Origin of the sequence: Bradyrhizobium sp. Cp5.3, from assembly GCF_000426265.1 — a bacterium.
Lineage (GTDB): Bacteria > Pseudomonadota > Alphaproteobacteria > Rhizobiales > Xanthobacteraceae > Bradyrhizobium > Bradyrhizobium neotropicale.
The window spans coordinates 54,082-78,946 of the sequence record NZ_AUFA01000031.1; the positions used below are offsets into that span (position 1 = coordinate 54,082).

The following is a 24,865-nucleotide window of genomic DNA, read 5'->3' on the forward strand; positions in this document are numbered from 1 at the left end:
TGACCGCGACGCCGCTAGCAGATGCAGGGGGAATAAGTCGGCAGTCACGGCTTCTCTCGATGGGGGTTCGATTCGAGGTTCAGGCCTCTTGGGCCGATCCATGTTAGGCCGGCCACCGCGACGAAAATGTGATTGGTCTGACATTATGATACGCGGGGAGCGCGCCGTTTGACGTTTGCGACGGACGATGGCTTGGTGTGCGGGATCGTCCCGAAAGACTAACCTCAGAAAAAAAGCAAAACCATGGGAAACGCCTACGAAATCTACGCGCTGCGCTATGCGACGATGTCGCCGCGCACCCCTCACATGAACTTCCTGTTGCCGGACCCGCATGACAGCGCGGCACAGGACCTCGACTATTTCGTCTGGCTGATCCGCGGCGGCGGCCGCGAGATCCTGGTCGACACCGGCTTCAATGCCGAGGAAGCGAGCTTGCGGGCCCGCAAGCTGACGCTCAATCCGGTCGATGCGCTGGAGCGCTTTGGCGTTTCCGCGTCAAGCATCCGCGACATCATCGTGACGCATCTGCATTACGACCACGCCGGCAATCTCGACCGCTTCCCCAATGCACGCTTCCATCTCCAGGAGCGCGAGATGGCTTACGCGACCGGGCGCTGCATGTGCAACGGCCTGCTGCGACATCCGTTCTCGGTCGAGCACGTCACGCTGATGGTGCGCCATGTCTATGGCGAGCGCGTCACCTTCTACTCCGGCGAGGGCGGGGTCGCGCCCGGCGTCACCGTGCACCGCGTCGGCGGTCATTCCGATGGCTTGCAGGTCGTCAAGGTCGAGACTGCGCGCGGGCCGGTGGTGCTGGCGTCCGATGCGGCGCATTATTACGCCAATTTGCAGCGGCGCAGCCCGTTCCCGATCGTCTACAATGTCGGCGACATGGCGATAGGCTGGGAGACGATCGAGCGTCTCGCCGGTCATCCCGATCGCTTCATCCCCGGACACGATCCGCTCGTGACGGAAATCTATCCGCGCGCCAGCGACAAGATCGACGCGTGGGCGCTGCATCTGCCGCCGTCGAAGTCGTTTGCGAAATAGCATGATGCCGGACCCTCATCCTGAGGAGGCCGCGTAGCGGCCGTCTCGAAGGATGAAGCCAAGATGAAGCAGCGGGGCCTTCATGGTTCGAGACGGCGCTTCGCGCCTCCTCACCACGAGGGTCCGCTAATACGCTTCCTTGGCGTCCGCCTCCTCGCTGGTCTGGATCAGATCGAGACTCTGCTCGACCTTGCCGAGCAGCGCGGACAATTGCTTGCGTTCCTGCGCCGAAAGACAAGAGAGGATCTCGTCTTCCCGCCGCAGCAGTTGCGGGAACAGCTCCTCGTAGAGCGCGCGGCCCTTTTTCGTCAGTTGCAGGCGGAATTCGCGGCGATCGGCCGCGTTCTCGACCCGCTCGATCAGCTCGTCATGCAGCAGCGTGGTCACCGCGCGGCTGATGGTAGATTTGTGCGTGCGGGTACATTGCGAGATGTACTGCGCGCTGCAGGCATCGTTGCGGAAGCCGAGCGTCGCCAGCACCCGCCAGGCCGGAATGTCGAGGCCGTGGCGCTCCTGATACTCGACCGCGAGCGCTGCGCTGACTTCGGCAGCCAGCCGGTTGAGGCGGAACGGCACGAACTTGAACAAATCGAGCCGCGCCTTCGCCAATGTGTCGTCCGCGTCACGAGTCTTCAGCGCGGTATCTGTCGTCCTCGCCAAAATGCGCTCCGAATTCCAGTTGACGGCCGGCCGGCTCCGGTCCAAAATAGTTGCACGTGAGACTATCTAGCAGATCAGTCCCCTCCTGACCAGAGCCGAGGTTAGCGCATGGCGCAGGCAAAGACCCAGTTCGGCTACCGCCGCCACCCCGATCAGGACCGCCCCGGCCCTAACCCGGCCGAGCATGCGGTGGTCGTGGTTGGCGCCGGCCCGGTCGGCCTGTCGCTGGCGATCGACCTTGCCCAGCGCGGCCAGCGCGTTGTCCTTTTGGATGACGCCGACCGCATCGGCGAGGGCTCGCGCGCGATCTGCTTCTCCAAGCGCTCGCTGGAATATTGGGACCGGCTCGGCGTCGGCGACCGCATGGTCGAGAAGGGCGTGGTGTGGAGCGTCGGCCGCATCTTCCACGGCGAGTCCCAGCTCTACCAGTTCAACCTGTTGCCCGAGGACGGCCACAAGCGGCCGGCCTTCATCAACCTCCAGCAATATTACGCCGAGGCCTATCTGGTCGATCGCATTACGGATCTACCGGGGATCGATCTGCGCTGGCGCAACAAGGTAACGGCGCTGGAGCAGCGCAACGACTCCGTCGTGCTGACCATCGAGACGCCGGAGGGAGCCTATCGGCTAAGTACGCAATACGTCATCGCCTGCGACGGCGCGCGCTCATCGCTGCGGCAGATGGTCGGTGCCGAATTTGCCGGCCAGGTGTTCGAAGACCAGTTCCTGATCGCCGACGTCAAGATGACCGCGGAATTCCCGACCGAGCGCTGGTTCTGGTTCGATCCGCCGTTCCATGGCGGACGCTCGGCGCTGCTGCACCGGCAGCCCGACGACGTCTGGCGCATCGATCTGCAGCTCAGCCGCGATGCCGATCCCGTCTTCGAGAAGAAGCCGGAGAATGTGCGGCAGCGGATCGCGCGCATGCTCGGCCACGACAAGTTCGAGTTCGAATGGATCTCGCTTTACAAATTCCAATGCCGGCGCATGGATCGTTTCCTCCACGGCCGCGTGATCTTTGCCGGCGATTCCGCGCATCAGGTCTCGCCCTTTGGCGCGCGTGGCGCCAATTCAGGGCTCGAGGATGCCGAGAACCTTTCCTGGAAGCTCGATCGCGTGCTGCGCGGCTCTTCACCCGCGAGCCTGCTCGAGAGCTACCACGTCGAGCGCAGCCTTGCCGCCGACGAGAACATCCGCGAATCCACGCGCTCGACCGATTTCATGGCGCCGAACACGGACCAGGAGGCGCGGCTGCGCAAGGCGGTGCTGTCGCTCGCCAAGGAGACCGAGTTCGGCAAGCGCATGGTCAATGGCGGCCGGCTGTCGGTGCCCTGCAGCTATGACTCGCCGCTGTCCTCGCCAGATGCGGAGGCGTGGCGAGGTGGCCCGCGGCCCGGCTGTTCCATGCTGGATGCGCCGATCGAGGCACGCGCAGGCGAACAGAGCTATCTGACGGACATGTTCCGCAACGAAGGAACGGACTTCGCCCTGCTGTCGTTCAGCAATGGTGCAGCAGTCGAGGCGCCCGACGGCGTCAAGGATATCCGGATCGGCGGTGCGGGTGGATTGGCCGATTCTGCCGGCCTTGCCGCGAAGCGCTACGACGCCGAGCCAGGCTCGGCCTATCTGCTCCGGCCCGACGGCTATGTCGCGGCGCGCTTTCGGCATCCGACGCCCGGGTCGATCGCAGCCGCATTGTCGCGTGCCGAAGGTTTGAACTGAGGTTTCGCATGGCGCTTTCCACCAGCTCGAATTTCGCGCGGCCCGACGACGCCTTCCGCGCTATCGTCGAGGCGCATCGCGGGTTGTCCGACGCAGAGAGCGCGGATCTCGACGCCGCGCTGGTCCTGATCCTCGCCAACCATATTGGCGACATCGACGTGCTGCGCGAGGCGATCGTGCTCGCGAAGCGACGCATGATCGACGGCCAGCAGCAACAACAGCAACAACAATAACCCTGTGACTCGAAGGATGAATTGATGGCGAAGAACTTCGCATCCACCGGCGATCTCTCGGAGAAGAAGATCACCTTCTCCGAGATCGGCACCGATCTCTATGCCTTCACCGCCGAGGGCGACCCGAACACGGCGGTCATCGTCGGCGACGACGGCTGCCTCGTGTTCGACGCGCAGGCGACGCCTGCGATGGCCAACAAGGTGATCGAGCGCGTCCGCACCGTCACCGACAAGCCGATCAAATATGTCGTGCTGTCGCACTATCACGCCGTGCGCGTGCTCGGCGCCTCCGCCTACAAGGCGCAAGGCATCGTCGCCTCACAGGAGACCTATCGGCTGATCGAGGAGCGCGGCAAGCAGGATTGGGATTCCGAATTCGGCCGTTTCCCTCGCCTGTTCCAGGATGCCGCGAGCATTCCCGGCCTGACCTGGCCGACGCTGACCTTCGAAGGCGAGATGTCGATCTATCTCGGCAAGCGCGAGGTGCGGTTGATGCAGCTCGGCGCAGGCCACACCTCCGGCGACATCGTCGCCTGGGTGCCGGATGCCGAAGTCATGTTCTCCGGCGATCTCATCGAATATCACTCGGCCTGCTATTGCGGCGACGCGCATTTGCGCGAATGGCCGCTGACGCTGAACGAGATCCGCAACTTCAATCCGAAGGCGATCGCGCCTGGACGCGGCGATGCGCTGAAGGGCACCACCACCGCGCGCGAGGCGATCGCGATGACCCGCGATTTCGTGTCGACGCTCTATGGCGCGGCGGAAATCTCGGTTGCCAAGGGGCGCACGCTGAAGGAGACGATGGCGGCGACCCGCGAGGTGATGGATCCCAAGTTTTCGAGCTTCGCCATCTACGAGCACTGCCTGCCGTTCAACGTGTCGCGCGCCTTCGACGAGGCGTCGGGGATCGACGATCCCGTGATCTGGACCGACAAGCGCGACCAGGAAATGTGGGCCGCCCTGCAAGGAGGAGGATAGTCATGAACATCAACACCTCGCCGGATCAGATCGTTCGCAGCACCGCCCAAGTCACGCCGGGCTACATGTCCGGCTTCGGCAACAGCTTCGAGACCGAGGCATTGCCGGGCGCGCTGCCGATGGGCCGCAACTCGCCGCAGCGCTGTGCCTACGGCCTCTACGCCGAGCAGCTTTCCGGCTCGCCCTTCACCGCGCCGCGCGGCACTAATGAGCGCTCCTGGCTCTATCGCATCCGCCCCTCGGTGAAGCACTCCGGCCGCTTCGAGAAGGTCGATGCCGGCCTGTGGCGCTCGGCGCCATGTCACGAATACGATCTGCCGATCGCGCAGCTGCGCTGGGACCCGACGCCGATCCCGAAGGAGGACGTGACGTTCCTCCAGGGCGTGCAGACCATGACGACGGCCGGCGACGTCAACACCCAGGCCGGCATGGCCGCGCATGTCTACCTGATCACCAAGTCGATGGTCGACCAGCATTTCTACAATGCCGACGGCGAGATGATGTTCGTGCTTCAGCAGGGCACTTCGCGCTTCGTCACCGAGTTCGGCCGCATCGACGCCGAACCCGGCGAGATCGTGATCATCCCGCGCGGCGTGAAATTCCGCGTCGAGATTCTGAACGGGCCGGCGCGCGGCTATCTCTGCGAAAATTATGGCGGCGCCTTCACGCTGCCGGAGCGCGGGCCGATTGGCGCCAACTGCCTTGCCAATGCGCGCGACTTCCTCACGCCGGTGGCGAGCTACGAGGATAGGGACACGCCGACCGAGCTCTACGTGAAATGGGGCGGCTCGCTGTTCAAGACTATGCTGCCGCATTCGCCGATCGACGTCGTCGCCTGGCACGGCAATTACGCGCCGTACAAATATGATCTACGCACCTTCTCGCCGGTCGGTGCGATCGCCTTCGATCACCCGGATCCCTCGATCTTCACGGTGCTCACCTCGCCGTCGGAGACGGCGGGCACCGCGAATATCGACTTCGTCATCTTCCCCGAGCGCTGGATGGTCGCCGACAACACCTTCCGTCCGCCCTGGTATCACATGAACATCATGAGTGAATTCATGGGCCTGATCTACGGCGTCTACGACGCCAAGCCGCAGGGTTTCGTTCCCGGCGGCATCAGTCTGCACAATTGCATGTTGCCCCACGGTCCCGATCGCGAGGCCTTCGATCACGCCAGCAATGGCGAGCTGAAGCCGGTGAAGCTGACGGGCACCATGGCCTTCATGTTCGAGACCCGCTACCCGCAGCGTGTCACGGAGCATGCCGCGAAATCGTCGACGCTCCAGGACGACTACGCGGAGTGCTGGAAGGGCCTGGAGAAGCGGTTCGATCCGAACAGGCCGTAGCGTTCCCCTGCCGTCATTCCGGGGCGCCGCGAAGCGGCGAGCCCGGAATCCATACTCACGATCGTGGTTATGGATTCCGGGCCTGGCCCTTCGGGCCATCCCGGAATGACGAAGGAGAGAGATTGTCCGATTGTGAACAGGATTCGTATTGTGCCCCACCCCAACGATCCCAGCCTCCGCTCCTTCATCGACGTGGATCCCGCCTCCGACTTTCCGATCCAGAACCTGCCTTATGGCGTGTTCTCGACGGCGGCCAATCCAACACCGCGCGTCGGCGTGGCGATCGGCAATTACGTGCTCGACCTCTGGGCGCTTGAGCAGGATTGCCGGCTCGATGTCGGGACGCTCGGCGTGTTCTCCGGGCCGTCGCTCAATCCGTTCATGGCGCTGGGGCCCAAGGTCTGGTCGAAGACGCGGGCGCGGACCAGCGAGCTGCTGCGCCACGATCATCCCGAGCTGCGCGACAACGAGGACCTACGCAGCCGCGCGCTCGTGCCGATGGGTGATGCCAGGATGCATCTGCCGTTCGCGGTCTCCGGCTACACCGACTTCTATTCGTCGAAGGAGCACGCCACCAATGTCGGCGTGATGTTCCGCGGCAAGGACAATGCGCTGCAGCCGAACTGGCTGCATATGCCGATCGGCTATAACGGCCGCGCTTCGACCGTGGTGGTCAGCGCCACCCAGGTGAAGCGGCCGCGCGGGCAGTTGAAGCCGCCGAATGTCGAGGTGCCGAACTTTGCGCCGTGCAAGCGGCTCGACTTCGAGCTGGAGATGGGCGTCGTGGTCGGCCAGCCATCGCCGATGGGCGGCATGCTGAGCGAGAGCCAAGCCGAGGAAATGATCTTCGGCTTCGTGCTGCTCAACGACTGGAGCGCGCGGGACATCCAGCAATGGGAATATGTGCCGCTCGGGCCGTTCCTCGCCAAGGCGTTTGCGACCTCGATCAGCCCGTGGGTGGTGACGCGCGAGGCGCTGGAGCCATTCCGGCTGAAGGGGCCCGAACAGGAGCCGACGCCGCTCGACTATCTCAAGCAGGCGAAGCCGCAGAACTACGATCTGGAGCTCGACGTTTCCTTGCGCGCCGCCGGCGCGAATGCGCCCGCCAGCATCAGCCGCACCAACTTCAAATACATGTACTGGTCGTCGGTGCAGCAATTGATGCACCACGCCTCCAGCGGATGCGCGATGAATGTCGGCGATCTCCTCGGCAGCGGCACGATCTCCGGCCCGGAAAAGAACCAGCGCGGCAGCCTGCTTGAGATCAGCTGGAATGGCACCGAGCCGGTCGAATTGCCCGGCGGCGCCAAGCGCTCGTTCCTGGAGGATGGCGACAGCCTCGTCATGCGCGGCTGGTGCCAGGGCAAGGGCTACCGCGTCGGCTTCGGCGAGGTCGAGGGGACGATTTTGCCGGCGGAGTGATTGCCTGCCGGCTATCGGTCAAGGCCAGCCTTGTCGAGCTCAGTTCTCATTCGAGCTGAAAAATCGACAATCTGCTGCTTATCGAAATTGCAGTACGTCGGGAGAGATTTATCGGGGATGTGCTGCACCAGCGCTGCGCCGACCCGAATAATGTACCGAAGTTCTTCCGGTGTTACTTCGATCTGCATTTGCTAGCGCTCCTCCGGCGGCACGTCGCGTATCCGCGCGCAATGCGTCGCGACATCCTCGACGCTGAACTTCAAATGCACGCGCTTGTCCGACGGCACCTGCTTGGTCGTGCACACGCCCGGCCGCCATTCCTGCGCAGGGCGGATTGGGCGCGGGGCAAAGCCGCCGCCGCAGTTCGGGCAGACGTTGAACAGCTTGGTCTCCACGCAGTCCGCACAGAACGTGCATTCATAGGAGCATATCCGCGCATCCGTTGCATTCGGCGGCAGGTCGCGGTCGCAATATTCGCAGTTCGGTCGAAGTTGCAGCGCCATGACTGAATCTCCCGGATTGGGCGCGGATCATCGCAGGTCCTTGGCGCGGCGCGAATGCCGCAATTCCCTCGATTTCAGCCGGGCTGGATCTCCTTCAGCGGCAGTCGCGAGCTCTCCTTCAGCCGGTCCAGCACGATCGACGAGCGCACATGCGCCACACTCTGGTGCGGCATCAGCACGTCGTTGACGAGGTTGGAGAGTCCCTTGAGGTCGCGCAGCACCGCCTTCAGCACGTAGTCGGCGTCGCCCGTCAGCGAATAGGCTTCCTGGATCTCGTCGATGCGATTGACCAGGGTCCGGAAGCGCTTGGAATTATCCGGCGAGTGGGTCGCCAGCGTCACCTGGATGAATGCGATCACGCCGAAGCCGAGTGCCTCGCTGGAGAGATCGGCGTGATAGCCGGCGATCACCTTCTCCTCCTCCAGCCGCATCCGCCGCCGCGAGCATTGCGAGGCCGACAGCCCCGCGAGCTCGGCGAGCTCCTGGTTGGTGAGGCGGCCGTCATCCTGGAGCGCGCCGAGTATCTTGAGGTCGAAGGCGTCAACCGAAATCATGCGTCATTTATCCATTCGATGCACAAACCGTGCATAGGATAGCCAAATAGCATCTTATTTGCACGCCCATTGCGCCCCCTATGAAGGATAGTTCTTGCAGCAGCAATTTGGGAGAGCAGCCATGGGTCCATTTCCGCACGATGCACCGCCGGCCACGATCAGCGCCGACAATCCGATGGGCACCGACGGCTTCGAGTTCGTCGAATATGCGCACCCCAATCCGCAAGAGCTGCACGACCTGTTCAAGCTGATGGGCTTTGCCGCCGTCGCGCGCCACAAGACCAAGGCAATCACGGTCTATCGCCAGGGCGACATCAATTATCTCGTCAACGAGGAGCCGGGCACCCACGGTTTCGACTTCGTCGCCGCGCACGGCCCCTGTGCGCCGTCGATGGCGTTCCGCGTCGTCGATGCGCAAAAGGCTTATGAGCGCGCGATCGCGCTCGGCGCGGAGCCGGCCGACGCCACCTCCGCACAGAAGACGCTCGATGTGCCCGCGATCAGGGGTATCGGCGGCAGCCTGCTCTATTTCGTCGACCGCTACGGCGCGAAGGGCTCGGCCTATGACGCCGAATACGAATGGCTAGGTGCGCGCGATCCGCGCCCGCATGGCGCCGGCCTGTTCTATCTCGACCATCTCACCCACAACGTCCACCGCGGCCGCATGGACGTCTGGGCGGGCTTCTACGAAAAGCTGTTCAACTTCCGTCAGATCCGTTTCTTCGACATCGAGGGCCGCGCCTCCGGCCTGTTCTCGCGGGCGCTGACCAGCCCCGACGGCAAGATCCGGATTCCGATCAACGAGGACGCCGGCGATTCCGGCCAGATCGAGGAATATCTGCAGACCTATCGCGGCGAGGGCATCCAGCATATTGCTTGCGGCTGCCGCGACATCCACAGCACGATCGAAGGCCTGCGCGCCGCCGGCCTGCCGTTCATGCCGTCGCCGCCCGACACCTATTTCGAGCGGATCGATGCCCGCCTGCCCAAGCACGGTGAGAACGTCGCGCGGCTCAGGACCAACGGCATCCTGATCGACGGCGAAGGCGTGGTCGACGGCGGCCAGACCAAGGTGCTGCTGCAGATCTTCTCGGCGAATGCCATCGGCCCGATCTTCTTCGAGTTCATCCAGCGCAAGGGCGACGATGGTTTCGGCGAGGGTAATTTCAAGGCGCTGTTCGAATCGATCGAGGAAGATCAGATCCGGCGCGGGGTGCTGAAGGTGGATAGCGCGGCGTAAGCGGTCGCTTTCGGGCACGCCGCCGCGTCAAGGCAGGGGCCGTAGGGTGGGCAAAGCGAAGCGTGCCCACCGCTTCTATCGGAATCGTGGAAAGATGGTGGGCACGGCGCTACGCGCCTTTGCCTACCCTACGAAGCTGCGTTGGACTGCGAGCTGTTGCCACTGACCGGTGTCGTCCCGGCCGAACGACGGCGGAGTGTGACGAGGCAGCTGAGACTACCTCTTCCACGCCTTCGTCACAGCCCCGATCTCCGCCGCCTCGGGCTCGCGAACCGCCGACGGGGTGCGGGAGAATCTTGGCGCCGGCGCAGGCTGCTTCACGCCGTGGCGCTCGACGAAGACGTTGCGGGCGACCATGTGGGGGTGCTCGGTCGCTTCCGACATGGTCAGCACCGGCGCGAAGCAGATGTCGGTGCCTTCCATGATCTTGCACCAGTCCTCGCGCGTCTTGCTCTTGAACACGGCCTGCAGCTTCTCCTTCAGTGCCGGCCAGGCCTTGCGGTCCATCTGAGCGTCGAAGTCGGCGTCAGTGAGACCCGCATGCTCACGCAAGAGTGCATAGAACTGCGGCTCGATCGAGCCGATCGAGACGAAATGGCCGCAGGCGCATTCATAGACGCCGTAGAAATGCGCGCCGCCGTCGAGGAAGTTCTGCACGCGGCCTTCGGTCCAGCGGCCGATCGTGGTCATGTCGAAGAAGAACGACATCAGCGACGCCGCGCCGTCGCACATCGCAGTGTCGACCACCTGCCCCTTGCCGGACTTCTGCGCTTCCAGCAGTGCGGCGAGCACGCCGACGACGAGATAAAGCGCGCCGCCACCGAAATCGCCGACCAGATTGAGCGGCGGCACCGGCGCTTCCTTGGTGCCGATTGCGGCGAGTGCGCCGGTGATGGAGATGTAATTGATGTCATGGCCGGCGGCATTGGCGAGCGGGCCTTCCTGGCCCCAGCCGGTCATGCGGCCATAGACGAGCTTTGGATTGCGCGCGAGCACCACGTCGGGTCCGAGCCCGAGCCGCTCCATCACGCCGGGACGAAAGCCCTCGACCAGCGCGTCGGCGTTGGCAAGCAGGTCGAGTACCTCCGCGATTGCCGTCTTGTCCTTGAGGTCGAGCTCGATCACCTTGCGGCCGCGTCCCGCCACCGACTTCATGCTCTTCTTCGCGCCGACGCGGTCGAGCGTGACGACGTCGGCACCCATGTCGGCCAGCATCATGCAGGCGAACGGACCGGGACCGATGCCGGCGAATTCGACGATGCGGAAGCCCGAAAGCGGGCCGGAGGTGCGGACGGAGGAGCCTGATTGTTCCTGGGCTGGTTTATCGAGCACGTTCTTGTTTCCTCAGCTCACGAGGCGGCGTGCCGGATGAGGCTTCCGCTCGGACGTTCCTCTGTGGAGTTAATTGGCTGATTAACTTTTCCCGCCTTCACGCCAGCGAGGCAAGCAGTTTTCATGCATAGGCGCATAACAAAAGCGGCGCGCATTTCTGCGCGCCGCGGAAGATTTGTGTTGAGTGGCTATCAGCCGGCGGCGGCCACCGCGCGCTGCGCCATCACCTTGACGAGGTTGGCGCGGTAGTCGGACGAGCCGTGGATGTCGGAGAGGAGCCCGCTCGCCGAAATGCTGACGCTGTCGATCGCTGACGGCGACCAGTTCGCCTTCAGCGCGGCTTCGATCGCGGGAACCCGCATCACGCCGCTCTGCGAGGCACCGGTCGCAGCGACGCGGATCTCGCCAGACTTCGTCTGTGCGACGAACACGCCCGTCAGCGCGAACCGCGAGGCCGGATGCGGGAACTTTGCGTAGCCCGCCTTCGCCGGAACCGGGAACGAGACCTGCGTGATGATCTCGCCGTCTTCGAGCGCGGTCGAGAACAGGCCCTTGAAGTAGTCGTCGGCGGCGATGGTGCGCTTGTTGGTCTTGATCGTCGCGCCGAGCGCCAACGTGGCTGCCGGATAGTCGGCGGCCGGATCGTTGTTGGCGAGCGAGCCGCCGATCGTGCCGCGATAGCGCACGGCGGGATCGCCGATCAGCGATGCCAGATAGGCGAGTGCGGGGATCGCTTTCTTCGCGGTGTCGCTAGTCGCGACGTCATAGTGCGGCGTTGCGGCCTTGATGGTCAGCGTGTCGCCGGAAGCCTCAATGCCGATCAGCTCCTTGATCTTGCCGAGATCGATCACATCCGAGGGCGCGGCGAGGCGCTGCTTCATGACCGGAAGCAGGGTCTGGCCGCCGGCGAGGAATTTTGCCTCGCTGCCCTTGGCGAACAGGCTCGCCGCTTCGTCGACCGAGGAGGCGCGATGATAAATGGTCTGGTACATCTTCGTTGCTCCCTCTTAGGCCGCGTGGATCGTGCGCCACACCCGGTCCGGGGTTGCGGGCATTTCCAGATTGTTCTTGCCGATCGCATCCGTGATCGCGTTGATCACGGCCGCAGAGGCGCCGATCGCGCCGGCCTCACCGCAACCCTTGATGCCGAGCGGATTGCCCGGGCAGAGCGTCGTGGTGTGGGAGAGCTTGAACGAGGGCAGGTCGTCGGCGCGCGGCATGGAATAGTCCATGAACGAGGCCGTCACCGGCTGACCGTTGGCATCATAGATCGCGTGTTCGAGCAGCGCCTGGCCGATGCCCTGGGCGAGACCGCCATGGACCTGACCCTCGACGATCATCGGGTTGATCAGCCGGCCGAAATCATCGGCCGCGACGAAGTTGACGAAGGAGGTCTTGCCGGTGCCGGCATCGACCTCAAGCTCGCAGATGTAGGTGCCGGCCGGGAAGGTGAAGTTGGTCGGGTCGTAGAAGGCGGTCTCCTTCAGGCCCGGTTCCATTCCGTCAGGCAGATTGTGTGCGGTGTAGGCCGCGAGCGCGACCATCGGGAAGGCGATCGCCTTGTCGGTGCCGGTCACCTTGAACTCGCCGTTCTCGATGACGATGTCGGCCTCCGACGCTTCCAGCGCATGCGCGGCGATCTTCCTGGCCTTGGACTCGACCTTTTCCATCGCCTTCAGGATCGCGGTGAGACCGACGGCCGCGGAACGCGAGCCGTAGGTGCCCATGCCGAACTGCACCTTGTCGGTGTCGCCATGGACGATCGAGACCTGGCTGATGGGAACGCCGAGGCGATCGGCGACGAGCTGGCAGAAGGTGGTCTCGTGACCCTGGCCGTGGCTGTGCGAGCCCGTGAGGATCTCGATGGTGCCGACCGGATTGACGCGCACCTCCGCCGATTCCCACAGGCCCACGCCGGCACCTAGGCTGCCGACCGCCTTCGAAGGCGCGATGCCGCAGGCCTCGATGTAGCAGGATACGCCGATGCCGCGCAGCTTGCCGTCGGCTTTCGCCTTGGCCTTGCGGTCGGCGAAGCCGGCATAGTCGATCGCCTTCATCGCGGCGTCGAGCGAGGCATTAAAGTCACCGGTGTCATAGGCCATGATCACGGGCGTCTGGTGCGGGAACTGGGTGATGAAGTTCTGCCGGCGCAGCGCAGCCGGATCGACTTTCAGCTGCCGCGCCGCCGTCTCCATCATCCGTTCGATAAGGTAGCTCGCCTCGGGGCGGCCCGCGCCGCGATAGGCATCGACCGGCGTGGTGTTGGTGTAGACGCCGATCACCTCGGCATGGATCGCCGGGATGTCGTACTGGCCCGACAGCAGCGTCGCGTAGAGATAGGTCGGCACTGATGACGAGAACAGCGACATGTAGGCGCCGAAATTGGCGTAGGTCTTCACCCTCAGGCCGAGGATCTTGTTGTTGGCGTCGAACGCCATCTCGGCATGGGTGACATGGTCGCGGCCATGCGCATCCGTGAGGAAGGCCTCGGTGCGGTCGCCGGTCCACTTCACGGGACGGCCGACCTTCTTCGAGGCCCACAGCGCCACCATCTCTTCCGGATAGATGAAGATCTTCGAGCCGAAGCCGCCGCCAACGTCGGGCGCGATCACGCGCAGCTTGTGCTCGGGCGCGATGTTGTAGAACGCCGACAGCACGAGACGGGCGACGTGCGGGTTCTGCGACGTCGTATAGAGCGTGAAATGCTCCTCCGCCGCGTCGTAATCGGCGATCGCCGCGCGCGGCTCCATCGCGTTCGGCGCGAGGCGGTTGTTGGTGAGGTCGAGCTTCACCACATTGGCAGCCTTCGAGAAGGCGGCATCCACCGCACCCTCGTCGCCGATCACCCAGTCATAGACCTGGTTGCCGGGAGCCTCGGGGTGAAGTTGCGGCGCGCCGGCTTTGACCGCCGCTGTGACGTCGGCGACGGCCGGCAGTTCCTCGTAATCGACGACCACGGCCTCGGCCGCGTCGCGTGCCAGATTCTTGCTCTCGGCGATCACCACGGCGACGGCCTGACCGACGAAGCGCACGGTCTCCGGCGCCATCGCCGGCCATGCGCCCATCTTCATCGGGCTGCCGTCCTTGGAGGTGATGGCCCAGCCGCAGATCAGGTTGCCGACCTTGTCATCGACGATCTGCTTGCCGGTGAGCACCGCAACCACGCCCGGCATCTGCAGGGCGGCGGAGGAGTCGATCCCCTTCACCTTGGCGTGGGCGTGCGGGCTGCGAATGAAATGGGCATAGGTCATGCCCGTCAGCTTGATGTCGTCGACGTACCGGCCCTTGCCGGTGATGAAACGCTTGTCTTCCTTGCGCACGACGCTTGCGCCGATGCCTTCAACACCCATGTCCTGTCCTCCCGACCGGAAATTGTTGTCCGCCCTTTCCGTCGAAAGCGGCGGCGGTGGCTTTTTAGTCGAGGCGGGCCGCGCTACTCGGCGGCCTGCGCAACCTTCATGCGGCCGGCCGCATCCAGCACGGCCTTGACGATGTTGTGGTAGCCGGTGCAGCGGCAGATATTGCCTTCGAGCTCGTGACGGACGGTGGCTTCGTCGAGCTGGCCACCGTAGCGCTGGACGATGTCGATCGCCGACATGATCATGCCCGGCGTGCAATAGCCGCACTGCAGACCGTGATTGTCGCGAAACGCCGCCTGCATCGGATGCAGCTCGTCGCCCTTGGCGATCCCTTCGATCGTGGTGACGTTGGCGCCATCGGCCTGGCCGGCCAGCATGGTGCAGGATTTCACCGCCCGGCCGTCCACGTGCACGACGCAGGCGCCGCACTGGCTGGTATCGCAGCCGACATGGGTTCCGGTCAGATTGAGGTGATCGCGCAGGAGATGGACCAGCAGCGTGCGGTCCTCGACGTCGACAGCAACAGCCTTGCCGTTCACTGTCAGTTTGACTTTAGACACGGTGAAGTCCTCCCGATTGTTTGTAGTTATTCCAATTAGAGACAGCGCGAACGGAACTTTGCAACTGGGATTTTGGCGACCGCGCGTCATGGAAAGGTCATCGTGGCGACCGTCGCCGGCGCGCGATTCGATCACGTCGTTCCATGCCGCCGCCAGCACATGGCGCGACCTTGCAAGGCGCTTTCGAAAGATGTCCGCTTCGCCGGTGGCGGCCTGCGTTCGGCCGCTTTCGCGCGAAGCGCCTGCCTGCTTGAGGCTCCTCGCGCGTCGTTTCTCCCTTTCATGCCTTGTTCGTTGTTGCGAATAGGAGCACGCGCTCACGGCTTTGCAATCGCGATCTTGGTAGTAGGCGATGGCGATCTAAGTCATTGATTTTATTGAGATCGATCCTGGCGGGGCCGCGCTCGGGGGGCCTGTCCAAATGCCGTGACGATCGCGGGCGTCCTGCTGGCTGCGTCTCCGACAGTCCGATCGGTCGTTCCGAGCCCCGAGCGGAGCGAGGGAGCCCGGAATCCATCGGGCCACACGGTGCGTGGATGAATGGATTTCTCAGATGCGCAATTGCGCATCATGGCTCGCGACGTAGCCTGTCATCGGGCCGCGCTTTGCGCGGACCCGTTGGTCGCGCCCCGGAACGACGTTGAGTGAATCAGACGTCAGAGATGCAGCACTCGTACTTCCTGGCGATTGATCGACGGCCGCGCCACCCCAGTCGAGCGGGTACCTCAGCCGGCTGCGAATTTCTTCGAGAACTTCGCGACAGTGGTAGCGCCGTCATCGTGAAGGTCGACGTGCGATGCCAGGTGCAACGATCGGATCGTGGCACGAAGTTGCCGCAAATCCGATCGTGCATTTCGAGCTGCAAAATAGCGGCAAGACGCGAGCATCGCCAACGAGATGCGCGACGAAGCCGACGATGATTTGCACTACTACCTTCCGCCTATACTAAGCGCGAAAAGGCGATGCTGTAATTTCGAACGATAGCTCGCAGACAAACTGCGCATCACGAGCGCAGCGCGCTCAGGCGCCCAACATGGCGCGCACAACAACATCGCGGAGAGAATACATGACCTTTGGAACGAAGGGCTTTTTGGCTGGCATTTCGATGATTGCGATGCTGGCCGCCAGCACGTCCGGCGTTCGCGCCAACGACTCCTTGCTCAAGGCGCAATCCGATTCGAACCAGTGGGCCGTTGCCGGCCACGACTATGGCAACACGCGCTTCAGCCCGCTCAAGCAGATCAACACCGAGAACGCCGGCAAGCTGACGCTCGCCTATTCGTTCTCGCTGGCGTCGCTGCGCTCGAACGAGTCCTCGCCGATCGTCATCGGCAACACGCTCTACGTCTCGAGCTCCTGGGGCCCGAAATACGTCTACGCGCTCGATGCCGCGACCGGCGCGCGCAAGTGGACCTGGGAGCCCGACATTCCCGATGACGTGCTGCAATATGCCTGCTGCGACGTGAACAATCGCGGCGTCTCCTATGCCGACGGCAAGATCTTCGTCGGTCGCCTCGACGGCAAGCTGACGGCCCTCGATGCCGCGACTGGCAAGTCGCTGTGGACGACGAAGGTGGTCGACTACAAGCAGGGTTCGGTCATCACCTCGCCGCCGCTGGTCGTGCGCGACAAGGTCATCACGGGCTTCGGCGGCGGCGAGTACGGCGTGCGCGGTTCGCTCCAGGCCTTCGATATCAACACCGGCAAGCAGGTATGGCAGACCTACACCGTTCCCAACCCGGATGAGCCCGGCGGCGATACCTGGAAGGGCGATACCGCTCAGCATGGCGGCGGCGCAGCCTGGCTGGTCGGCTCCTACGATCCCAAGAGCGATACCGTCTATTGGGGCACCAGCAATCCCGGTCCCTGGAACACAGGCGTTCGTTCGACCGGCGACGGCAATTTCGGCAAGCTGACGAACCTCTACACCGCCTCGACGCTCGCGCTGGACCCCAACACCGGCAAGATCAAGTGGCATATCCAGACGACGCCGGCCGATGCATGGGATTATGACGGCGTCAACGAGGCCGTGCTTGCCGACCTCAAGATCGGCGGCAGCAACGTCCCGGCGCTGCTGAAGGCGGATCGCAACGGCTTCTTCTTCGTCGCCAATCGCGAGACCGGCAAGGTGCTGTCGGCCGAGAAATACGTCTTCTCCAACTGGGCCAAGAAGTGGGACGTCAACACCATGCGCGCGGAAGAGGATCCGGACAAGCGTCCGGGCCCGGGCCATCCCGCCAAGGACATCTGTCCGAACCTGGTCGGCGGCAAGAACTGGCAGCCGATGTCGTTCAATCCACAGACCGGCCTCGTCTACATCCCGTCGAACAACGTCTGCATGGACTGGTCGGTCTCCGACGTTTCCTACAAGCGCGGCGTGTTCTATCTCGGCGCCGAATTCCCGACCAAGGACGGCCCCGGTGGCTTCCTCGGCGAGCTCGTGGCCTGGGATCCGGTCGCGCAGAAGAAGGTCTGGTCCATCAAGGAAGACCTGCCGTTCAACGGCGGCACGCTGACCACCGGCGGCGGCCTCGTGTTTGCCGGCAACATCCATGGGGACTTCCGTGCCATCGATGCGAAGTCCGGCAAGGTGCTGTGGAGCAAGAACCTCGGCTCCGGCATCGGCGCGGGCCCGGTGACCTACCAGGTCGACGGCAAGCAATACGTCGCCATCGTCGTCGGCCGCACGGCTGCACTGCCTGCGTTCCTGGGCGAGGTAGGCAAGAAGATGACGGCCGCAGCTCCCGAGGGCGGTTCGCTCTTCGTGTTCTCCGTCCAGTGAGCACTCGCGCGCGTATCCTCGAGGTGACTGGGTACGCGCGCGCTTTTTCCAGACGATCGTTGCGGCGTCGGCCAAGCCTCGTGCCGCAACCCCTGGTCCAACAATTCCCAACTACGGGAGATGAGGATGCGTCCGAATCATTCTGAAAGCGGCAAGAGCCGACACCGCGCCATTGCCGGGCTTGTCGCATGGGCCGCCGCGTCCGCGATGATCGGCTCGGCCGCACCGGCTCACGCCGACGAGGCGCAGCCGTTCCGTCTCTGCGCCGATCCGACCAATCTGCCGTTCTCGAGCGATAGTCCGTCGCAGCCGGGCTTCTATGTCGAGATCGGGCGGGCCCTGGCGCAGGCGCTCGGCCAGCCGATCGCGTATGACTGGTACAAATCCTATTTCGGCAAGCGCACCGTGCGCGTCACGCTGCTCGGCAAGCAATGCGATGCCATGATCGGCCTGCCGCGCTCCGAGGACTTCATGGGGCCGGCCGTGATCTTCTCCGGCGCCTTCGCAAAGGAGGGCTATGCCCTGGTGACGGCGAAGGGGCAGGCGATCGGCGGTATCGATGGCCTCAAGGGCAAGCGCGTCGCCGTGCAGTTCGCCAGCACGCCGCAAAACCTGCTCGCGAGCCGCGACGACATCCAGAAGGTGACCGTGCTGTCACCCGAGGAAGGCATGCAGGCCCTCGACCAGGGCAAAGCCGACGTCGCCTTCATCTGGGGGCCTGTCGCAGGCTGGCTGAACAAGACCAGCTACCACGATCGCTATCAGATCGAGCTCACCGAAGGTGAAGGTCTGTCATGGGATGCGGCCATCGGCTTCGCGAAGACGTCGACGGAGCTCCGCGATCGCGTCGATGCTGTCTTGCCGCAGCTTCAGATGACGATCGCCGATCTCGCGGTGAAATATGGCTTGCCGACCGGGCAGCCGGTTCGCTTCGGCGCGGCCCTGGCGGTGCCGGCGGGAACAACGACGGGAACGGGAACCGGCGTGACGCAGGTCGCCAGCGTGGTGGCGACCGAAGCCAAGGGCGACGCCGCCGCGCCGGGCGCCGAGGCCGTCGGCACGGGCAAGGAGATCTTCAACGGCACCTGCGCGCATTGCCATGGTCCCGACGCGATCCAGAGCGAACGCAAGATCGACCTCCGGCTGCTACGTCACCGCTACGGCGACGAAATGCGCGAGAAATTCTGGACCACCGTTCATGAGGGACGGCCTGCCAAGGGCATGCCATCCTGGAAGGACGTCTTCACCGACGACCAGTTCGACAACATCTATTCCTTCCTGCTGACGGTCCAGGCCGAATCGAACGACTGAACGATCTTGACCGGACGCGATCGGGAGGATGTGGTAGCGTCCATCCGGCATCATCCCGGCGCCGGAGGGCTGCCGCATGGATGCGCCGCTTCCGCTCCTGCGGCGGACGCTCGTGCGGTGGAGTGTTGGGAAGGCGCCATGACCAGCTTCCTGATCATCGACGATCATCCGCTGTTTCGCGAGGCGCTCGGCAATGCGGTGCGGCTGGCCTTGCCGGACGCGCGGATCTTCGAGGCGATGTCGATCGAGGATGCCTTGCATATCCTGTCGGTCGAGCAGGGCATCGACCTTGCGCTGCTCGATCTGTCGCTGCCGGATGCGACCGGCTTCTCCGGCTTTCTCCGCTTGCGCGAGACCTATCCGCGTCTGCCCGTCGCCATCGTGTCGAGCGAGGAGGACCAGCAAATCGTCCGCGAGGCGCTGGCGCTGGGCGCCGCCGGCTATCTGCCGAAGTCGACGTCGAAGCGCGAACTCGCGCAATCGATCGAGGGCGTGCTGAGCGGATCGGTGTCCGTGCCGAAGGATTTTGTCGCCACGCCGCTGCGGCGCCGCGCCGATGCCAGCAAGGCGCTGATGGTCAAGCTGCGCGAGCTCACGCCGCAGCAGCTTCGCGTGCTCGACCTGTTGCGCCGCGGCTATCCGAATCGGCAGATCGCCCAGGAGCTTCAGCTCGCGGAGTCCACCGTGAAGGCGCACATCACCGAGATCCTGCGCAAGCTCGGTCTGTTCAGCCGCAACAAGGCGATCATCGAGATCGGCAAGATGGACCTGCCCGATCCGCGGAGCCGGCCCTATGCGCGCCTCGATCGTGGCAGGCCGCAATGAGGCGCGCCCCCGTTCTTGACCTGGATCAACCCGCTTTGACCCGGCTGGGACATTCTCAATTCACCTTCGAACCCGGCAACAGCTGGGGCAGAATCCTGGGAATGGCTCACGCGTGATGCGATTTCTGATTGTCGAGGACCATCCGCTGTTTCGCGAAGCGCTCGAAGGCGCGCTGAAAATGGTCGCGCCCGAAGCCGACATCCTTCAGGCAACATCGATCGACAGTGCGCTCGAGCTGTTGTCGGCGATGGCCGAGCTCGATCTCATCCTCCTTGATCTGTCGATGCCGGGCACGACGGGCCTTTCCGGCATCATCCGCGTCCGCAAGGCGTTTCCCAAAATTCCCGTCGTCATCGTATCCGGGCATCAGGATCCGCAGATCATTTCCGGTGCACTGTCGCTCGGCGTCGCCGGCTATATCCTCAAATCTTCGTCCAAGCAGGATCTTGCGCAGGCGATCGGCGAGGTGCTGCGCGGCTCGGTCTGTGTTCCCGGGGCCTATCGTTCGACCCGTCCGCAACGCGTCGCCGGCCCCGCGCAGGATCTCATCAAGCGTCTGCACGATCTGACGCCGCAGCAATTGCGCGTCCTCGAAATGCTCAAGCGTGGCCTGCAGAACAAGCAGATCGCCTATGAACTCAAGATTTCCGAGACCACGGTGAAGGTCCATGTTTCGGATATCCTGCGCAAGCTGAACGTGTTGAGCCGCACCAAGGCGATCGTCGAAATGTCCAGAATCGATTTCGCGACGCTGGCGACCGAAGGGACGAGGACGAAACACAATCGCGCACAATCGGATCGGCAGGAGTGACGCAGGTTCGTCTTTCTCGGCAAAGCGGGGAGGGGAGAGGCGCTAGCTCAGCAGGAACGATAGCAGCGCGCGCATCTCGGCCGGCTTGATCGGCTTCTTCAGCACCTCGAGCCCGCAGAGACTGGCTTCCTTCGCCGCCTTTTCGGAGTAGTCGGCGGTGATGATCATGGCCGGCACTTCCAGCCTCAATTGCTGCCGGACGTCGGCGACGGCGGACAATCCGCTCTCGCCATGATCAAGGTGGAGATCGGCGATGATCGCATCGGGGGCGCCGCCGAGTTCGCTGAGGCGCAGCAGCGCGTCCGAGGCCGACCGCGTGGCGGCGACGTCGCAACCCCAGCCTTCCAGCAGGGCGGCCATCGCTTCGGAGCCGGACGGATCGTTCTCGATGAGGAGGATCTTGGCGCCTTCGAGCCCGCCATACTGTCGTTCCGCGAGCTTGACCTCGTGTACCTCGTCGCGGATGTCGGCGCGATCGGCCGTTTCCATTTCCAGGGTGAAGGTCGATCCCCGGCCGACCAGCGATGACAGACGCACCTCGTGCCCGAGCACGGTTGCGAAACGGCGCACGATGGAGAGGCCGAGCCCGAACCCGGCCTTGTCGATCGCGCTGGCATCGCCGCGCTGGAATTCGCGGAAGATCGCCTCCTGTTGCGCCTGCGGAATTCCCGGTCCGGTGTCGGAAATTTGGACGCAAACACGATTCGGGTGGTGCCGGCAGCCCATGATGACTCCGCCGCTCCTCGTGTAGCGGATCGCGTTCGCGATCAGGTTCTGCAGGATCCGTCGCAGCATCATCGCATCCGACGACACCGCGAGCTCCGTGGTGCGGATGCGCAGGACGAGGCCCTGCCGCGCGGCGATCGGCTCGAACTCGTTGCGAAGCTGTTCGAACAGCGGCGCCAGCGCCAGGGGGTGCACGTCGGGCTTGAGCGCGCCCGCGTCGAGCTTTGCGATCTCAAGCAACGAGCGTAGCAGGTCTTCCAGCGTCAACAGCGAGCGATCGACCTGCTCGATGAGCAGGCCTGCATCCTGCGATTCCATCATCTCCGTCAGTGCCGAAAGCGTCAGGCGGGCCGCGTTCAACGGTTGCAGCAGGTCGTGGGTGACCGAAATCAGCACCGAGGATTTCAGTGAGCTCGCCTCCTCCGCCTGCTGCTTGGCGCGGTACAGGCCTTCGTTGGCGCGCTCGATCGAATGCAGCGCCTCGCGCAGCTGATGCGTCCGGTTGCGAACCTGGTGATCGAGCGCAATGGCCGTCTCGAACAGCGAGAAGGCGTTGAGTTGCTGGTCCATCGAGCGCTCGACGCGGGACATCAGCGCGGCATTGATCTTCTTCAGCTTCGCGGTCTCACGTCGGAGCTGTTCGACTGTCGCGGGATCCTGCCACGTCCCGGTCACGCCGGCCGCCTGCCGATGGCGACGCCCGTGAACGTCTGGTTCACATGCATCGAGCCGAACTGTTCACCGTAGGTGTGAAAGCCAATGACGCGATTCTCCCGGTAGAGCTCGGACATGTCGCGGGCAAGCTGATGCTGCTCGGCATCGAGCCGGCGCAGCAGGCACTCGAAGCCGATATAAAGAGACACGTCGCCGATTTGATCCTGCGTCTGCGCGAAGAGGTCGCGTGTCGATCCGACCAGGCTTCGCGAAGTTGCGGCCGTCAGCACCATGCCCTCGTCGATGGCGCAAAAGAAATGCAGCGAGCCGTCCGGCTCGACGCGCTGGATCGACCGCGCGTAGTAGGAGCCGCCGACGCGGACCAGCACCGGATGGGAGGCGAAGGAGAACGGATCGAGCTTGGCGTCATCCATGATCCCGACCATGCGGGAGTATTCCTCGGCGGCGGGCTCCGCGTTCAGCTCCTTCACCGTGCGGCTTTCGATATCGGCCTCGGTCACCACCATCTTCTGCGGCATCGGCTCGAAATTGTCGCACTTGAAGACGCGGAACGGCAGCGACGTGTTCAGGAGGATCAGGAGGGCAGCATTCGTGTAGGCCTTGCCTTCGAAGAACACCCATGTCTTCTCGAAGCGCATTCCGTCGCCCGCCGACCCGCCGACAATCGGAATGTCGTCGAGCGAGGCATAGACGGCGGACATCACCGCCTCTTCGCGGCGGCACAGCCCGTCGATCAGGACCAGGCCGAAGGGACTGCCGCGATCAACCTGCGGGGTCGCGCGCAAGAGCTCGTGGCGAAGCTCGCCGCCGATCCGCCGGCCGTCCTCGACGCGGAAGCTGTCGAGATTGAGGATCGGCCGGACCACGGCCGAAAAATCTCCGCGGCTGAATGCCAGTGCCACCACACTGTTCTCGTCCCAGCCGTCAGGGGCGAGCTCACCCGCGGTCGTGCAGCCGCAGACCGGGGTTTCATCGAACCGCCGGGTGATGTCGGCGATGAAATGATGGGGGTCGTAGTGAGGCGAGAGGAAGACCAGGATCAATGCCAGGTCGTCGGAGGGAAGCTGCGCCACAAGCTCGGCCACGGCTTCATCGACGGTCGCAGCCTTCGATTTCGCAACGGCAACGCCGGACGCACCGCTAAACCGAAAGTCGGTTTGCCCCACACCGTTTCTCCCCTCGAGGCCCAGCTCGGTCTAGCGCCAAGTGCCTGACAAGTGCCCAGACAGTAAGGTCTTTTCCGCTCTGCCGCAACACAGCGACCGCGAGGCCGGGTCAGCGCGGCCTGTCCCGCCAGGGCTGGATGAATTTACCGCCCCTTGACGATTCTGCCTTAATTTTCTGCACCGGTCCGGGAGGGGCTGCTCCCGGGCAATTGGTGGCTGTTTGCAAGAACATAAGGTTGGGGGTTGGGATGACCGGACGTATCGCGGCGAAATCCAAGCGCACAATATTTCCGACCCTCAGGTTCCGCGCCAAAATCATCCTCGGCTTTGCCGCTGTGCTGGTGATCTCCGCGGGTAGCATGGCCTTCTCCTATTTCGGCTTCGAACGGGTATCGTCCGGGGTCGGCTCCTACCGCACCAGCGTCTCCGAGGCTGATCTCGCCCGCAACATCGACCGCGAGCTGCTCGCCTATCGTTCGGCGGTGCGGTATTTCGTCGTCACCGGCAAGGAAGACGACGCCAAGGCGGCGCTGGACACGGAGGCGAGCCTGAAGAACGCCATCGACCAGGCGATCAAGGGCACCAAGACGCCGGCGCGGCAGGAGAGCCTCAACAAGCTCGCCAAGGAGTTTTCCAATTTCTCCGCGACCTTCGCAAAGGTCCTGCAGGCCAAGCGCGACAGCGCGCTCCTGGTGCAGAACCAGCTCACGCGTGACGCCAACCTCCTGAAGTACAAGCTCGACGACATCGGCAACAATGCCTCCGACGCCGAAGCACAGTCGATCGAGTTCGGCACCAAGCAGGTCAATGCCCAGTTCCAGACGGCGACCGCGGCCGCGACCAATTTCGTCCTGACATCCGACCAGGGGATCGGCACCAGCGCGCTGGCGCGGCTGAAATTCGTCGAGAATTCGCTGGGCGCGGTCTATTCCATGGACGACAAGATCGTCGCCGGCCTGAAGGACGCCAAGGCTCTGCTCGTCGCCTATCGCGAAGCGCTGGAGAAGCTGATCGCAAACGCCAAGATGGTCGATGATCTCGTCACCGAGATGAGCGGCTCGGCGGGCGCGATCCTGCAGGGCGCGACCGCCATGAAGGCGGATTTGGTCGCCGAACAGCAGCGCCTGGATTCGGAATCGGAAACCACCATCGGACAGACCGAGCGCTTCATCCTGATGCTGGCCGTTGGCGGCACCCTGCTGGGCGCGGTCCTCGCCTTCCTGCTCGGCACCGGCATCTCGCGTCCGATGATCGCGATGTGCAAGGCGATGCGCGAGCTTGCGTCGGGCAATTTCGATGTCGTGCTGCCGGGCCTTGGCCGCAAGGACGAGATCGGCGAGATGGCCGGCGCGGTCGAGGAGTTCAAGATGCAGGCCGTAGCCAAGGCCGAGCGCGACGCTGCCGCCAGCGAAGCCCAGAACAAGGAAGCAAGCGCGGCGCGCCGTTCCGAGCTGATCCGCTTTGCCGACGATTTCGAGAGCGCCGTCGGCGCCATCGTCTCCAACGTCTCGGCCTCGGCGGTGCAGCTCGAATCGGCGGCCTCGACGCTGACCCGCACCGCCGAGACCACGCAGAGCCTGTCGAGCCAGGTCGCCGGCGTGTCC

The 24,865-nt window shown here is 64.0% G+C and carries 22 protein-coding genes; 12 read left to right on the forward strand and 10 right to left on the reverse strand.

The window, feature by feature from the left end; translation table 11 throughout:
• Window positions 1-243: 243 nt before the first annotated feature.
• On the forward strand, window positions 244-1,050 hold the full coding sequence (locus K289_RS0130565; protein ID WP_027554969.1) for an N-acyl homoserine lactonase family protein: 807 nt from the start codon (window positions 244-246) through the stop codon (window positions 1,048-1,050).
• Between the two features lie 126 nt (window positions 1,051-1,176).
• Here K289_RS0130565 and K289_RS0130570 read toward each other — a convergent pair whose 3' ends face one another.
• Window positions 1,177-1,710 (reverse strand): MarR family winged helix-turn-helix transcriptional regulator, encoded by a 534-nt coding sequence (locus K289_RS0130570; protein WP_027554970.1) that lies wholly within the window; start codon window positions 1,708-1,710, stop codon window positions 1,177-1,179.
• A 108-nt stretch (window positions 1,711-1,818) separates the two neighbouring features.
• Between K289_RS0130570 and K289_RS0130575 the strand changes: the two genes are divergently transcribed.
• From K289_RS0130575 to fahA, 5 genes are all read left to right on the forward strand, one after another.
• The gene (locus tag K289_RS0130575) at window positions 1,819-3,432 is read left to right on the forward strand and encodes an FAD-dependent oxidoreductase (protein ID WP_027554971.1); all 1,614 of its coding nucleotides are present in this window, start codon (window positions 1,819-1,821) and stop codon (window positions 3,430-3,432) included.
• 8 nt (window positions 3,433-3,440) lie between these two features.
• A complete protein-coding gene (locus tag K289_RS0130580) occupies window positions 3,441-3,665 on the forward strand; it encodes a DUF2783 domain-containing protein (RefSeq protein WP_027554972.1) in 225 nt (74 codons plus the stop codon).
• A 24-nt stretch (window positions 3,666-3,689) separates the two neighbouring features.
• Window positions 3,690-4,646, forward strand: a complete 957-nt coding sequence (locus tag K289_RS0130585) for an MBL fold metallo-hydrolase (RefSeq protein ID WP_027554973.1) — start codon at window positions 3,690-3,692, stop codon at window positions 4,644-4,646.
• A 2-nt stretch (window positions 4,647-4,648) separates the two neighbouring features.
• Window positions 4,649-5,995, forward strand: coding sequence for a homogentisate 1,2-dioxygenase (gene hmgA, locus K289_RS0130590; RefSeq protein WP_027554974.1), 1,347 nt, complete (start codon window positions 4,649-4,651; stop codon window positions 5,993-5,995).
• Window positions 5,996-6,145: 150 nt separating this feature from the next.
• The gene (gene fahA, locus K289_RS0130595) at window positions 6,146-7,417 is read left to right on the forward strand and encodes a fumarylacetoacetase (protein WP_027554975.1); all 1,272 of its coding nucleotides are present in this window, start codon (window positions 6,146-6,148) and stop codon (window positions 7,415-7,417) included.
• Window positions 7,418-7,428: 11 nt separating this feature from the next.
• Here fahA and K289_RS50810 read toward each other — a convergent pair whose 3' ends face one another.
• The 3 genes from K289_RS50810 to K289_RS0130610 form a co-directional block, all read right to left on the reverse strand.
• Window positions 7,429-7,605 (reverse strand): hypothetical protein, encoded by a 177-nt coding sequence (locus tag K289_RS50810; RefSeq protein WP_156918270.1) that lies wholly within the window; start codon window positions 7,603-7,605, stop codon window positions 7,429-7,431.
• A gap of 3 nt (window positions 7,606-7,608) precedes the next feature.
• Window positions 7,609-7,920, reverse strand: coding sequence for a DUF1272 domain-containing protein (locus K289_RS0130605; RefSeq protein ID WP_027554976.1), 312 nt, complete (start codon window positions 7,918-7,920; stop codon window positions 7,609-7,611).
• 74 nt (window positions 7,921-7,994) lie between these two features.
• Window positions 7,995-8,474, reverse strand: coding sequence for an Lrp/AsnC family transcriptional regulator (locus K289_RS0130610; RefSeq protein ID WP_027554977.1), 480 nt, complete (start codon window positions 8,472-8,474; stop codon window positions 7,995-7,997).
• Between the two features lie 121 nt (window positions 8,475-8,595).
• On the opposite strand from K289_RS0130610, the gene hppD reads away from it, so the two are divergent.
• Window positions 8,596-9,714 (forward strand): 4-hydroxyphenylpyruvate dioxygenase, encoded by a 1,119-nt coding sequence (gene hppD / locus K289_RS0130615; RefSeq protein ID WP_027554978.1) that lies wholly within the window; start codon window positions 8,596-8,598, stop codon window positions 9,712-9,714.
• Window positions 9,715-9,930: 216 nt separating this feature from the next.
• On the opposite strand, the gene K289_RS0130620 is transcribed toward hppD, so the two are convergent.
• From K289_RS0130620 to K289_RS51800, 4 genes are all read right to left on the reverse strand, one after another.
• A complete protein-coding gene (locus tag K289_RS0130620) occupies window positions 9,931-11,046 on the reverse strand; it encodes a CaiB/BaiF CoA-transferase family protein (RefSeq protein ID WP_027554979.1) in 1,116 nt (371 codons plus the stop codon).
• Between the two features lie 191 nt (window positions 11,047-11,237).
• Window positions 11,238-12,038, reverse strand: a complete 801-nt coding sequence (locus K289_RS0130625) for a xanthine dehydrogenase family protein subunit M (RefSeq protein ID WP_027554980.1) — start codon at window positions 12,036-12,038, stop codon at window positions 11,238-11,240.
• Between the two features lie 15 nt (window positions 12,039-12,053).
• Window positions 12,054-14,396, reverse strand: coding sequence for a xanthine dehydrogenase family protein molybdopterin-binding subunit (locus K289_RS0130630; protein ID WP_027554981.1), 2,343 nt, complete (start codon window positions 14,394-14,396; stop codon window positions 12,054-12,056).
• An 83-nt stretch (window positions 14,397-14,479) separates the two neighbouring features.
• The gene (locus tag K289_RS51800) at window positions 14,480-14,965 is read right to left on the reverse strand and encodes a (2Fe-2S)-binding protein (RefSeq protein ID WP_027554982.1); all 486 of its coding nucleotides are present in this window, start codon (window positions 14,963-14,965) and stop codon (window positions 14,480-14,482) included.
• A gap of 1,066 nt (window positions 14,966-16,031) precedes the next feature.
• Here K289_RS51800 and K289_RS0130640 point away from each other — a divergent pair.
• The 4 genes from K289_RS0130640 (at window position 16,032) to K289_RS0130655 (ending at window position 20,694) form a co-directional block, all read left to right on the forward strand.
• Window positions 16,032-17,747: a PQQ-dependent methanol/ethanol family dehydrogenase gene (locus tag K289_RS0130640; protein ID WP_063614217.1), complete on the forward strand. Its 1,716-nt coding sequence runs from the start codon at window positions 16,032-16,034 to the stop codon at window positions 17,745-17,747.
• 126 nt (window positions 17,748-17,873) lie between these two features.
• Window positions 17,874-19,058 carry a c-type cytochrome gene (locus K289_RS0130645; RefSeq protein WP_027554984.1) on the forward strand — a complete coding sequence of 395 codons (1,185 nt, stop codon included), beginning with the start codon at window positions 17,874-17,876 and terminating at the stop codon, window positions 19,056-19,058.
• A gap of 138 nt (window positions 19,059-19,196) precedes the next feature.
• Window positions 19,197-19,883, forward strand: a complete 687-nt coding sequence (locus K289_RS0130650; RefSeq protein ID WP_027554985.1) for a response regulator transcription factor — start codon at window positions 19,197-19,199, stop codon at window positions 19,881-19,883.
• Between the two features lie 115 nt (window positions 19,884-19,998).
• A complete protein-coding gene (locus tag K289_RS0130655) occupies window positions 19,999-20,694 on the forward strand; it encodes a response regulator transcription factor (protein ID WP_051310974.1) in 696 nt (231 codons plus the stop codon).
• A 42-nt stretch (window positions 20,695-20,736) separates the two neighbouring features.
• On the opposite strand, the gene K289_RS0130660 is transcribed toward K289_RS0130655, so the two are convergent.
• Complete coding sequence (locus tag K289_RS0130660; protein WP_027554987.1) at window positions 20,737-22,095, reverse strand: hybrid sensor histidine kinase/response regulator; 1,359 nt, start codon at window positions 22,093-22,095, stop codon at window positions 20,737-20,739.
• Window positions 22,092-23,261 carry an FIST N-terminal domain-containing protein gene (locus K289_RS0130665; RefSeq protein ID WP_027554988.1) on the reverse strand — a complete coding sequence of 390 codons (1,170 nt, stop codon included), beginning with the start codon at window positions 23,259-23,261 and terminating at the stop codon, window positions 22,092-22,094. The genes K289_RS0130660 and K289_RS0130665 overlap by 4 nt, the downstream gene beginning before the upstream one ends.
• Before the next feature lie 248 nt (window positions 23,262-23,509).
• On the opposite strand from K289_RS0130665, the gene K289_RS0130670 reads away from it, so the two are divergent.
• On the forward strand, window positions 23,510-24,865 hold a 1,356-nt coding region (locus tag K289_RS0130670), incomplete at its 3' end, for a HAMP domain-containing protein (protein ID WP_035686368.1).